The following is an 11,900-nucleotide window of genomic DNA, read 5'->3' as shown; positions in this document are numbered from 1 at the left end:
TCAGGGCACGGTCCTGAAACGCGATTGTTCGGTAACGGTGTGGCACCCGCCGCACTGCTCGGGCGGCGGTTCCGCCAGGATGTCCGGCAGGCATGAACATTCTGTGAGGGGAACCTGTCGATGAGCTACAACCAGCCGGGCCCGTACGGCGGCCAGCCGCCCCAGCAGCCCGGCCCCTACGGCCAGCCGGGCCCGTACGGCCAGCCGCAGCAGCCGGGCCCGTACGGCCAGCCGCAGGCGCCCCAGCCGGGATACGGGTACCCCCAGCAGGCCCCCCAGGGCGTTCCGCCGCAGCAGCCGGGCCCGTACGGCGGCTATCCGCAGCAGCAGCCCCAGCAGCCCAACCCGTACGGCCAGCAGCCGCCCTACGGCGCCCCGCAGGGCCCCGGCGGCTACGTACCGCACCCGCCCGCCCCGAAGAAGTCGAAGGCGGGCTGGATCATCGGCGCGGTCGCGGTCGTCGCGGCGCTCGGCGTCGGGGCGTACTTCGTGCTCGGTGGGGGCGGGGGCTCCTCGGTCGCGGATGACGGCCCGCACAAGCTGATCACCCCGGAGACGGTGCTCGGCGAGTACAAGAAGGCCCCCCGCAAGGAGGGTTCCACGGACAAGAACTCCTTGAAGGAAGCCGAGAAGAACGGCGTGAAGAACGCCAAGGAGGCCGGGGCCTCCTACCAGGTGAAGGACCCGGCCAACCCGCTGAGCGGCAAGATGATCTCGTTCAACGGTCTGTACGGCGAGATCGCCGACCCGGAGAAGGTCGTCGACGCCATCTTCGCGGCGTCCAAGGCCGAGGCCGACAAGGACAAGGGCAACCCGGAGGAGCCGGAGCTGGTCGGCAGCCCGCAGGCGTACACGCCGGCCGGCCTCGACGGCGCGATCCTGAAGTGCCAGCAGGCGAAGACCAAGCCGAACGCGGCGAACGGCACGCCCGCGTTCTCCATGACGATGTGCGTCTGGGCCGACCGCTCGACGGTGGGCTTCGTGGTCCCCGTCGACATGGCGTCCATGATCGCGGGCAAGTCCGGTTCGGCCGAGGACGCCGCCGCCCTCACCGCCAAGCTCCGCAAGGAGATCCGCGTCAAGCTCTGACCGGATTCCGCTCCCCGTCGTCCCGGACACGGACACGGAAGAGGGGGTCCCGCCTCGGGCGGGACCCCCTCTTCGCCGTTCCGGTGGCTAGGCCGACTTCTCGTGCCTGCCGTCGTTCTTCACGATCCTCGGGACCAGTGTCGGGTTCACGTTGTTGCGGACGACGTCCGCCGTGATGACGACCCGGGCCACGTCCTTGCGGGACGGGACCTCGTACATCACCGACTGGAGGACCTCCTCCATGATGGCGCGCAGACCGCGCGCGCCGGTGCCGCGCAGGATCGCCTGGTCGGCGATGGCCTCCAGGGCCGGGCGGTCGAAGTCCAGCTCCACGCCGTCGAGTTCGAAGAGGCGCTGGTACTGCTTCACCAGCGCGTTGCGCGGCTCGACGAGGATCTGGAGGAGGGCCTCGCGGTCCAGGTTGTGCACCGAGGTGATCACGGGGAGACGGCCGATGAACTCGGGGATCATCCCGAACTTCACCAGGTCCTCCGGCATGACCTCCTGGAACTGGTCGCTCGCCTCGATCTCGCGCTTGGAGCGGATGGTCGCCCCGAAGCCGATGCCCTTGGAGCCCGCCCGCGACTCGATGATCTTCTCCAGGCCGGCGAAGGCGCCGCCCACGATGAAGAGCACGTTCGTCGTGTCGATCTGGATGAACTCCTGGTGCGGGTGCTTCCGTCCGCCCTGCGGCGGTACGGAGGCGGTGGTGCCCTCCAGGATCTTCAGCAGGGCCTGCTGCACGCCCTCGCCGGAGACGTCCCGGGTGATCGACGGGTTTTCGCTCTTACGGGCGACCTTGTCGATCTCGTCGATGTAGATGATCCCGGTCTCGGCCTTCTTGACGTCGTAGTCGGCCGCCTGGATCAGCTTCAGCAGGATGTTCTCGACGTCCTCGCCGACGTACCCGGCCTCCGTCAGCGCCGTCGCGTCGGCGATGGCGAACGGGACGTTGAGCATACGGGCCAGGGTCTGCGCGAGCAGCGTCTTGCCCGAGCCCGTGGGGCCCAGCAGCAGGATGTTGGACTTGGCCAGTTCGATGGCGTCGTCCCGGCTCTGCCCACCGGCGTTCTCACCGGCCTGGACCCGCTTGTAGTGGTTGTAGACCGCGACCGAGAGGGCCTTCTTCGCGGGCTCCTGCCCGACGACGTACCCCTCGAGGAACTCGTAGATCTCGCGGGGCTTGGGAAGTTCCTCCCAGCGCACCTCGCTCGTCTCCGCGAGTTCTTCCTCGATGATCTCGTTGCAGAGGTCGATGCACTCGTCGCAGATGTACACACCGGGACCCGCGATGAGCTTCTTCACCTGCTTCTGGCTCTTTCCGCAGAACGAGCACTTGAGCAGGTCGCCGCCATCACCGATGCGTGCCACGAGGTGCTTCCCCTTCGCCTGGGAGCGCCTGGTTCAGCGACTCCTGGTGCCTCATATTCGACGGTACCTTGCCGGACCCCTCGTCCGGGCCCCCCTTGGCACGGTTCACATGGTCGTGATTCGGCCACGAGGACCGTGCCGGGGGAAGGTCGGGCGTCAGTTTCCCGCGGAGGCCGTGCTCTTGCGGGTCGAGATGATCTGGTCGACCAGGCCGTACGCCAGGGCGTCCTCGGCCGTCAGGATCTTGTCGCGCTCGATGTCCTCGCGGATCTTCTCGATCGGCGTGGTCGAGTGCTTGGCCAGCATGGTCTCCAGCTGGTCGCGCATCCGCAGGATCTCCCTGGCCGCGATCTCCAGGTCGGAGAGCTGCTCGCGGCCGGTGCCGCCGGACGGCTGGTGGATCAGCACGCGGGCGTTCGGCAGGGCCATCCGCTTGCCGGGGGTGCCCGCGGCGAGCAGCACGGCCGCGGCGGAGGCCGCCTGGCCCATGCAGACCGTCTGGATGTCCGGCTTCACGAACTGCATCGTGTCGTAGATCGCCGTCAGCGCGGTGAAGGAGCCACCGGGGCTGTTGATGTAGATCGAGATGTCACGGTCGGGGTCCATCGACTCCAGGCAGAGGAGCTGGGCCATGACGTCGTTGGCGGAGGCGTCGTCGATCTGCACGCCGAGGAAGATCACGCGCTCCTCGAACAGCTTCGCGTACGGGTCGTACTCGCGGACGCCCTGCGAGGTGCGCTCGACGAAGCGCGGCACGACGTAGCGGTTGTCCATCGGCGCGCCGGTGTAGAGGCCGCTCGGGGAGAGGTTGTTCTGCATCTGGGTGTTCACCGTCCTGGTGGCGTTCGGCGGGGGGCTGGGGCTCTGCTGCGGGCGGCCGGCGCTCAGGCGCCCGTGCCGCCGCCGCCCGGAACACCCGCGGCGTGCGTGATGATGTCGTCGATGAGGCCGTAGTCCTTGGCCTCCTCCGCGGTGAACCAGCGGTCGCGGTCGCCGTCGCGGATGATCGCCTCGACGGTCTGGCCGGAGTGGTGCGCGGTGATCTCGGCCATCCGCCTCTTCGTGCGGAGGAGGTACTCGGCCTGGATCTTGATGTCGGAGGCCGTGCCGCCGATACCGGCGGAGCCCTGGTGCATCAGGATGTCGGTGTTCGGCAGGGCGAAGCGCTTGCCGGGGGTGCCGCCGGTGAGCAGGAACTGGCCCATGGACGCCGCCATGCCCATACCGATGGTGACGACGTCGTTCGGGATGTACTGCATGGTGTCGTAGACGGCCATGCCGGCCGTCACCGAGCCACCGGGGCTGTTGATGTAGAGGAAGATGTCCTTCTCCGGGTCGGCGGCCAGGAGGAGCATCTGAGCGGTGATCTTGTTGGCGATGTCGTCGTCGACCTGCTGGCCGAGGAAGATGATCCGCTCGCCGAGCAGCCGGTTGTAGACATGGTCGCCGAGGCCGCCACCGATGGACGGCTCACCCGCGGCGTAAGGCTTCAGATTCGTCACGTATCCACCTGCTCGTCTCCGACGGCAAAGGCCGTCTCAGCGTCTCGTCCAGAGGGCACTGCCCTCGTATTCATGGACCCTAACGCGCAGGTGGGACAACGCCATCCCGGTTCCCGAACTGTTCGCTGGGAGCGCAAGGTCGTTGGGGACGTGTAAGCGCCCGCGGGGGCGGCCCGTGGCCGCGGGAACGCCCACGGGCCCGCGCGCACCGGAGTGCGCGCGGGCCCGTGGGGCGGGGTCCGCCGGGTGGCGGAGGCCCTTACTTGTCCTCGGAGACCTCGGCCTCGCCGGTGACGGCCTCGACGGCCTCGACGGCCTCGGCGGCGGTCTCGACCTCGTCCTCGTCGTCCGACAGGTCCACGACCTCGCCCTTGGTGTCGACGACCTTGGCGGCCTCGACGACGACCGCGAGGGCCTTGCCGCGGGCGACCTCGCCGACGAGCATCGGCACCTGGCCGCCCTGGGCCACGGCCTGGGCGAACTGGTCGGGGCTCATGCCGGAGGAGGCGGCGCGGCGGAACAGGTGCTCCGTCAGCTCCTCGCGGGAGACGTCGAGCTTCTCCTTGTTGACGAGCTCATCGAGGATGAACTGCGTCTTGATGCCCTTCTCGGCCTGCTCCTGGGTCTCCGCCAGGAACTCTTCCTCGGTCTTGCCCTGGATCTCCAGGTACTTGGCGAGGTCGATGCCCATCTGGCCGAGCTGGTGGTGCTCCAGGTTGTGCTTGCGGGTGTTGATCTCGTCCTCGAGGAGCTTCTCGGGCATCGGGACCTCGACCAGCTTGAGGAGCTCGTCGAGGACGCGCTCCTGGGCCTGGGTGGCCTGGTCGAACTGCTTCATGTTCTCGAGGCGCTTGCGGCTGTCGGCCTTCAGCTCGTCGAGGGTGTCGAACTCCGAGGCGAGCTGCGCGAACTCGTCGTCCAGCGCGGGGAGCTCACGGGCGGCGACGGCGGTGACCTTGACGGTGACCTCCGCGTCCTTGCCCTCGGCGGATCCGCCCTTCAGCTGGGAGCTGAAGGTGGCCTCGCCACCGGCCTCCAGGCCCTTGACGGCCTCGTCGATGCCGTCGAGCAGCTCGCCCGAGCCGATGGTGTACGAGACGCCGTCGGCGACGCCGTCGGGCAGCACCTCGCCGTCGACCTTGGCCTGCAGGTCCACGGTGATGACGTCGCCGTCCTGGGCGGCGCGCTCGACCGGGGAGGTCGAGGCGAAGCGCTCGCGGAGCTGCTCCACGGACTTCTCGACGTCCTCGTCGGTGACCTCGACCGCGTCGACGGTGACCTCGATGCCGGAGTAGTCCGGGATCTCGATCGTCGGGCGGATGTCGACCTCGGCGGTGAAGGCCAGCAGCTCGCCGTCCTTCAGCTCGGTGATGTCGACCTCGGGCTGGCCGAGCGGGTTGACCTCGGCCTCGTTGACGGCCTCGGTGTAGAACTTCGGGAGCGCGTCGTTGACGGCCTCTTCCAGCACGGCGCCGCGGCCGAACCGCTGGTCGATCACGCGAGCAGGGATCTTGCCCTTACGGAAGCCCTTGACCGTGACCTGCTGGTTGATCTTCTTGTACGCCGCGTCGAGGCTGTCCTTGAGCTCCTCGAAGGGCACCTCGACAGTGAGCCGAACCCGAGTCGGGTTCAGGGTCTCCACGGCGCTCTTCACGGTTCGGTCTCCTTGTGGCTGATTCCTGGAATCCACCGGTGCCGCGTGAAGCGGTCCCGGCGGGTCGGCCCGGTCAGAAAGACACACGGGCACGCAGCTTGCATAGTAACCGCAAGCGGGTTGACGCCCACAACGTGATCAAGCAGCGCGCGGGGTCCGCGCGTGATCGTCATGGTCGGGGTGGCGGGATTTGAACCCACGGCCTTCCGCTCCCAAAGCGGACGCGCTACCAAGCTGCGCCACACCCCGTCGGTGCGACACGTAGGGTACATGGACGGGGACTGTGCGGCGCCCCCCGTTTTCCGGGTGTGCGCGAACCCCCCGCGAACCGCTAACATGCTCCTCGTGCCGCGGTCCTCGTGACCTGCGGCGCGATGCCGTGCGGGTGTAGCTCAATGGTAGAGCACTAGTCTTCCAAACTAGCTACGCGGGTTCGATTCCCGTCACCCGCTCCACGCGCCCTCGGGGCCGGTCCGGAGAGTTCCTCCCGGACCGGCCCCGAGGCGTTCCGCGACCCTGGTCCCGCCGTTCCGGCCCGCGCTCCGGCGTGACCGACGGGCCCCCGCCGTTTTCTCCGGCGGGGGCCCGTCGTCGTTCAGAACTTGTCAGAACTTGATGGACGCGACCGTCTGCGTTATCGAGTCGAGGAAGCGCTGGATGTCGTCGGCCATGCCGGTGGAGGCGAGGAAGAAACCGAAGAGGACGGCGACCACGGCCGGGCCCGCCTTGAGGTTCCCCCCACGGATCAGCACCACCAGGATGATTGCCAACAGCAACACCACAGACAGTGAAATGGCCACGACTGATCACGCCCTCGCTCGGTCCCGCTCTGCCCACCGGGGAGCCCGGGACCCCGAACTCCCCCCGCCACCTCCCATGGTGCCACCAACCACCCTGCCCCCGCTGCCCGGTGACGAATCGTCGTGCGCCCGGGAGAGGGCGGATGAGAATCGTCATACTCACACAACCATGAGGCTTTCATCCCTTCAAGGAGGCTTTCGCCTTCCAGGGAATCAGCTGACATCCGACGACCTGTCCGTAGATTCCGGGTGACCGTCTCTTCTGTTCTCAGCCGGACGGCACGCCATTACCGTCGCCGCAATGTCGTCCAGCACTCAACCGGCCCCGCTCCTGGCGGAGGGCCGTCCCGCCGCCCTCACCGGGCCATCCGACCAGCGGGAACCTCCGCTGCCCAAGAGCCGCGACCCCTACTTCGACAACGCGAAGTACCTCGCCATCCTGCTCGTCGCCCTGGGGCACGTCCTGCCCGTGGTGGTGGAGGGCAGCCGGGCCACCCGGGCCCTCTACATGCTCGTGTACGCCTTCCACATGCCGGTCTTCGTCCTGGTGTCCGGGCACCTCTCGCGCGGCTTCACCGGGCGGCCCGACCAGCTCCGGCGGCTGCTCACGGGTGTCGCGCTGCCGTACCTCCTCTTCGAGGTCGCGTACACGCTGCTGATGCGGTGGGGCCTCCAGCCCGAGCGGCCCTACGACCTGCTCCACCCCACGTATGTCATGTGGTTCCTGATCGCCCTGTTCGTCTGGCGGCTGACCGCCCCCTTCTGGGCGGTCCTGCGGTGGCCGGTGGCGGTGTCCCTCGGGATCGGGGCGCTGGCCTCGGTCACGCCCGGTCTGGACGGGGTCGTCGGTATGCAGCGGGTGCTGCAGTTCCTGCCGTTCTTCGTGATCGGACTCCGCACGCGCCCCGAGCACTTCCGGCTGCTGCGGCGCCGTCCGGTGCGCGTGGCGGCCGTACTGGTCCTGGCCGGCGCCCTGCCCTTCACGTACTGGGCGACCCCCAGCATCCCCATGACCTGGTTCTACCGGACCGTGAGCGCCCAGGAGATGGGGGTGGCCTGGGCGCCGGGGCTCCTGCGGGTCGGCGTGCTCTTCGGCTGCGCGACGGTCCTGGCGGCGGCCTTCCTCTCGCTGGTGCCCGGCCGCGCGCTCTGGTGCACGCGGCTGGGCGCCGGGAGCGTCTGCGGCTACCTCCTGCACGGCTTCCTGATCCGCGGCGGGCAGTACTCGGGGTTCTTCGACCGCTTCCCCTGGCTGGGCACACCGGGCGGCCGGGTGCTGCTGGTCCTGGTGACGTTCGGCGTGATGACCCTGCTGTGCGCTCCACCGGCGCGCCGCCTCATGAGGCCGGTGACCGAGCCCGAGCTGGCCTGGGCGTTCAGGCCGGACGGGAGACGAGCAGCAGGGCTCGGTCGTCGTTGACGTCCTTGGCGACGGCTTCGATGAGGTGCCAGGCGACGCCCTCGAAGCCCTCGGCGACACAGCGGTCGGCCTCGCCGGTGAGGCGGTCGATGCCCTCGTCGATGTCCCGGTCGGCGGCCTCGACCAGGCCGTCGGTGAAGAGCATCAGGACGTCCCCGGGGCGCAGGGAGCCCTTGACGGGGTGGAACTCGGCGCCGTCGTAGACGCCGAGGAGGGGGCCTTCGGCGGCCTTCTCCTCCCAGCGTCCGCTGCCCGCGTGGAGCTGGAGGGCGGGCAGGTGGCCCGCCGAGAAGAGTTCGTAGTCGCCGGATTCCAGGTCGAGGACGAGGTGGATGGAGGTGGCGAAGCCCTCGTCCCAGTCCTGGCGGAGCAGATAGCCGTTGGCGGCGGGCAGGAAGCCGTGCGGCGGGAGCGAGCCGAGGAGTCCGCCGAAGGCGCCGGAGAGCAGCAGGGAGCGGGAGGCCGCGTCCATGCCCTTGCCGGAGACGTCGGTGAGGACGACTTCCAGGGTGCGGCCGCCGTGGGTGCGGGCGGCGACGACGAAGTCCCCGGAGAAGGACTGGCCGCCGGCCGGGCGCAGGGCCATCTCGCGGTGCCAGCCCTTGGGGAGCCGGGGCAGGGCGCTCTGCACCCGGATGCGTTCGCGGAGGTCGAAGAGCATGGTGCCGCCGCGCCGCCACGGCACGCCGACCCTCGCCCGGAACTGGGCGATGAGCAGTCCGAAGAGGCCGCAGGCGGCGACCACGAGGACGGTGCCGGGGGTGACCCGGGCGGGGCCCTGGGTGTAGGGGCCGAGGACGACGGACTCGACGATGAGGGCGCCCGCGGCGGCCGCGTACAGGCCGAGCAGGCTGGCGGGGCGCAGCAGCAGCCCGCCCGCCACGATGGGCAGGACGAGGGCGGCGGGTGCGCACCAGACGGGGTCGTAGAGGGTGGCGCAGGCGATGGCGGGGACGGTCAGGAGGAGTCCGGCGAGGGCGAGGCGGTCGGAGCCGTCGCCGCGGAAGTAGTCGACGCCGGATTTGCGCAGCGCGGTGCGGACCCGGCGGACGCGTCTGCGCAGCCGGGCCGCGTACGTGCTCACTCCGGCGCGGTGTCCCATTGGCCTGGACCCTATCGATCCATCCGGGTTCCGTGCAGGGGTACCCCGGTGACAAGGTGCGGGAAATCGGGTCGCCCCGGGCAGATGGCACTGATATCGATGGCATATGACGAATGAACTGCGGGTGCTGGACCCGAACGACTGGGACCGCTGGTACGAGGTGTTGGAGCTGGCGTTCGGCGGGGTGCCCGAGGAGCCTGAGGAGCGGGCGCTCTGGAAGGACCTGACGGAGCCGGAGCGGTTCCTGGGGATGTGGGACGGGGATCTGCCGGTGGGGACGGCGGGCGCGTTCTCGTTCCGGCTGACCGTGCCGGGCGGGGCTTCGGTCCCGGCGGCCGGGGTGACGATGGTGAGCGTGGCGGGGACGCACCGCAGGCGCGGGATCCTGACCTCGATGATGCGGCGGCAGCTGGACGACGTACGGGCGTGGGGCGAGCCGCTGGCGGTGCTGACGGCGTCGGAGCCGGAGATCTACGGCCGGTTCGGGTACGGCGCGGCGGCGTTCGCGTCCCGTGCGGTGATCGACATGACACGGGTGCGGCTGACGGTGCCGGAGGGCACGGACGGGGTGACGCTGCGGGCCGTTCCGCTGGCGGAGTCCTCGGCGGTGTGCGAGGAGGTCTACGCGCGCCTCGTGCCGTCGCGGCCGGGGATGCTGGCGCGGCTGCCGGGCTGGGAGCGGCTGCCGCTGCTGGATCCGGCGGGGAGCCGGGACGGGGCCTCGCCCCGGCAGGTCGTGCTGGCGGAGCGGGACGGCCGGGTGGTGGGTTTCGCGCACTACGCGGTGAAGCCGGAATGGTCGGCTGCGGGACCGGACGGTTCGGTGTGGGTGCATCAGCTCGCGGCGCTCGACCCGGCGGCGGAGGCGGCGCTGTGGCGGTTCGTGTGCTCGGTGGACCTGACGGCGCGGGTGCGGTTCATGGGGCGGCCGGTGGACGACGCCTGGCAGTACCTGGTGTCGGACGTGCGGCGCTGTGAGCCGACGCTGCGGGAGTCGCTGTTCGTGCGGCTCGTGGAGGTGGGCGGGGCGCTGGAGGCGCGGACGTACCAGACGCCGGTGGACGTGGTGTTCGAGGTGACGGACGCGTTCTGTCCGTGGAACGAGGGGCGGTGGCGGCTGACCGGGGACGCGAAGGGCGCGCGGTGCGTGCGGACCGGGGACGCGCCGGATCTCGCCCTGTCCGTACGGGAGTTGGGGGCGGCCTATCTGGGCGGGGTGTCGCTGGTGTCGCTCGCGGCGGCCGGACGGGTGCGGGAGCTGCGGGAGGGTGCGCTGACGGAGGCGTCCGTGGCGTTCGGCTCTCCGGTGGCGCCTTGGCTGCCGCACGGTTTCTGAGGGATTCCTCGGGGGCGGCGGGCGTCCGTGCCGCCCGCCCCCGGCCGGGGCGGGTTCTCGACGGCCGGGCCCGTGCGGGTCGTACGGGTCGTCCCGGGTCACGGTTCCGGCCGCCGTGCCCGTAACGGGTGTCCGTCCCGGGTGCCCGTACGAGTCACGGGCACGGGCCCGGTCGGGTCACCGGCTCGGTCCCGGTCGCCGGGCTGGTCCGGGCTCCGGTGCGGGTGTTCCGGGTGTCACGCCTGCTGGCAGGTCGGGCACCAGAAGAGGTTGCGGGCGGCGAGGTCCGCGGTGCGGACGGGGGTGCCGCACAGGAGGCAGGGCTGCTGTGCGCGGCGGTAGACGTACACCTCGCCGCCGTGGTCGTCGACGCGCGGGGGGCGGCCCATGGCCTCGGGGGTGTGCTCGGGGCGGACGGTGTCGATGCGGTTGAGCCGGACGCCTTCGCGCATGAGGGCGGCGAGGTCGGTCCAGATCGCGTCCCATTCCGGCGCGGTGAGGTCCTTCCCCGCGCGGTAGGGGTCGATGCCGTGCCGGAAGAGGACTTCGGCGCGGTAGACGTTGCCGACGCCCGCGATGACCTTCTGGTCCATGAGGAGGGCGGCGACGGTGCTGCGGGAGCGGGAGATCCGGCGCCAGGCGCGGTCGGGGTCGTCGCCGTCGCGGAGCGGGTCGGGGCCGAGGCGCTCGTGTATCGCCGCCTTCTCCGCGTCCGTGACGAGGGCGCAGGTGGTGGGGCCGCGCAGGTCGACGTATCCCCCGGCGTTCGCCAGACGGAGCCGGACGGTGTCGGTGGGCGGCGGGGCGGGGGCGTCGCCGAAGGCCACCTTGCCGAAGAGGCCGAGGTGGATGTGGACCCAGCCGGTGCCGGGGAAGCCGAGGAAGAGGTGTTTTCCGTGGGCCTCGGCGGTCTCCATGACGGCGCCGTCGAGGAGGGCGGCGGAGCCGGTGAACCTGCCCTGGGGGCTGGTGACGCGCACGGACCGGCCGCCGAACCGTTCCCGGTGGTCGGCGGCCAGTCGGTGGATGGTGTGCCCTTCGGGCATCAGGCGGTGGGCTCCTGCGGGTGGTGGGCCGGGATCGGGGGGAGCTCGCCGGTGTTCTCGTAGGCGGTGAGCATGTCGATCCGGCGGGTGTGGCGTTCGTCACCGGAGTACGGGGTGTTCAGGAAGATCTCGACGAACTTGGTCGCCTCTTCCCGGGTGTGCATCCGGCCGCCGACGGAGACGACGTTGGCGTCGTTGTGCTCACGTCCGAGGGCGGCGGTCTGCTCGCTCCAGGCGAGGGCGGCGCGCACCCCCTTCACCTTGTTGGCGGCGATCTGCTCGCCGTTGCCCGAGCCGCCGATGACGATGCCCAGGGCGTCCGGGTCCGCGGCCGTCCGCTCGGCGGCGCGCAGGCAGAACGGCGGGTAGTCGTCGAGGGCGTCGTAGATGTGGGGACCGCAGTCGACGGGCTCGTGTCCCTGTGCGGTGAGCCACTCGACAAGGTGGTTCTTTAGTTCGAAGCCGGCGTGGTCGGAACCGATATAGACGCGCATGATGCCGAGTGTGGCACGTCAGGGGCCGGGTAGCAGGCAGCGGGTCGGGACGTTCTCCCGGCCTGGTACGGACCTTCGACTCTCGC

Annotated in this window: 11 protein-coding genes and 2 tRNA genes; 4 read left to right on the top strand and 9 right to left on the bottom strand. The window is 70.3% G+C overall.

Annotated elements, in window-relative coordinates:
* The first annotated feature begins 120 nt into the window (after nucleotides 1-120).
* Nucleotides 121-1,089, top strand: coding sequence for a hypothetical protein (locus tag ACIO92_RS05305; RefSeq protein ID WP_402282310.1), 969 nt, complete (start codon nucleotides 121-123; stop codon nucleotides 1,087-1,089).
* Between the two features lie 87 nt (nucleotides 1,090-1,176).
* Here the strand turns inward: ACIO92_RS05305 and clpX are convergent, their stop codons facing one another.
* From clpX to ACIO92_RS05280, 5 genes are all read right to left on the bottom strand, one after another.
* Entirely contained in the window at nucleotides 1,177-2,460 is a 1,284-nt protein-coding gene (gene clpX / locus ACIO92_RS05300; protein ID WP_366440583.1) for an ATP-dependent Clp protease ATP-binding subunit ClpX, read from the bottom strand.
* 156 nt (nucleotides 2,461-2,616) lie between these two features.
* Complete coding sequence (locus ACIO92_RS05295; RefSeq protein WP_366440676.1) at nucleotides 2,617-3,279, bottom strand: ATP-dependent Clp protease proteolytic subunit; 663 nt, start codon at nucleotides 3,277-3,279, stop codon at nucleotides 2,617-2,619.
* Between the two features lie 65 nt (nucleotides 3,280-3,344).
* Nucleotides 3,345-3,962: an ATP-dependent Clp protease proteolytic subunit gene (locus ACIO92_RS05290; RefSeq protein WP_366440584.1), complete on the bottom strand. Its 618-nt coding sequence runs from the start codon at nucleotides 3,960-3,962 to the stop codon at nucleotides 3,345-3,347.
* Between the two features lie 259 nt (nucleotides 3,963-4,221).
* Entirely contained in the window at nucleotides 4,222-5,616 is a 1,395-nt protein-coding gene (gene tig / locus ACIO92_RS05285) for a trigger factor (protein WP_366440585.1), read from the bottom strand.
* A 172-nt stretch (nucleotides 5,617-5,788) separates the two neighbouring features.
* Nucleotides 5,789-5,865, bottom strand: a tRNA-Pro gene (locus ACIO92_RS05280).
* 132 nt (nucleotides 5,866-5,997) lie between these two features.
* Here ACIO92_RS05280 and ACIO92_RS05275 point away from each other — a divergent pair.
* Nucleotides 5,998-6,071, top strand: a tRNA-Gly gene (locus tag ACIO92_RS05275).
* A 150-nt stretch (nucleotides 6,072-6,221) separates the two neighbouring features.
* Here ACIO92_RS05275 and ACIO92_RS05270 read toward each other — a convergent pair.
* Nucleotides 6,222-6,416 (bottom strand): hypothetical protein, encoded by a 195-nt coding sequence (locus ACIO92_RS05270; protein ID WP_056558898.1) that lies wholly within the window; start codon nucleotides 6,414-6,416, stop codon nucleotides 6,222-6,224.
* Between the two features lie 301 nt (nucleotides 6,417-6,717).
* On the opposite strand from ACIO92_RS05270, the gene ACIO92_RS05265 reads away from it, so the two are divergent.
* The gene (locus tag ACIO92_RS05265; RefSeq protein ID WP_402282306.1) at nucleotides 6,718-7,836 is read left to right on the top strand and encodes an acyltransferase family protein; all 1,119 of its coding nucleotides are present in this window, start codon (nucleotides 6,718-6,720) and stop codon (nucleotides 7,834-7,836) included.
* Here ACIO92_RS05265 and ACIO92_RS05260 read toward each other — a convergent pair.
* Entirely contained in the window at nucleotides 7,793-8,938 is a 1,146-nt protein-coding gene (locus ACIO92_RS05260; protein ID WP_366440587.1) for a PP2C family protein-serine/threonine phosphatase, read from the bottom strand. The two genes, ACIO92_RS05265 and ACIO92_RS05260, sit on opposite strands and share 44 nt — an antisense overlap.
* A gap of 106 nt (nucleotides 8,939-9,044) precedes the next feature.
* Here ACIO92_RS05260 and ACIO92_RS05255 point away from each other — a divergent pair, with 106 nt between their 5' ends.
* On the top strand, nucleotides 9,045-10,274 hold the full coding sequence (locus tag ACIO92_RS05255; RefSeq protein ID WP_366440588.1) for a GNAT family N-acetyltransferase: 1,230 nt from the start codon (nucleotides 9,045-9,047) through the stop codon (nucleotides 10,272-10,274).
* A gap of 236 nt (nucleotides 10,275-10,510) precedes the next feature.
* On the opposite strand, the gene ACIO92_RS05250 is transcribed toward ACIO92_RS05255, so the two are convergent.
* Together ACIO92_RS05250 and ACIO92_RS05245 are read right to left on the bottom strand one after the other, a co-directional pair.
* A complete protein-coding gene (locus ACIO92_RS05250) occupies nucleotides 10,511-11,320 on the bottom strand; it encodes an Fpg/Nei family DNA glycosylase (RefSeq protein WP_402282304.1) in 810 nt (269 codons plus the stop codon).
* Nucleotides 11,320-11,814, bottom strand: a complete 495-nt coding sequence (locus ACIO92_RS05245; RefSeq protein ID WP_366440590.1) for a ribose-5-phosphate isomerase — start codon at nucleotides 11,812-11,814, stop codon at nucleotides 11,320-11,322. The genes ACIO92_RS05250 and ACIO92_RS05245 overlap by 1 nt, the downstream gene beginning before the upstream one ends.
* Between the last annotated feature and the right edge of the window lie 86 nt (nucleotides 11,815-11,900).

Origin of the sequence: Streptomyces sp. NPDC087215 (genome assembly GCF_044744885.1) — a bacterium.
Lineage (GTDB): Bacteria > Actinomycetota > Actinomycetes > Streptomycetales > Streptomycetaceae > Streptomyces.
Note: the sequence above shows the minus strand (reverse complement) of the source record. Positions and strands in the feature narration are given on the sequence as shown.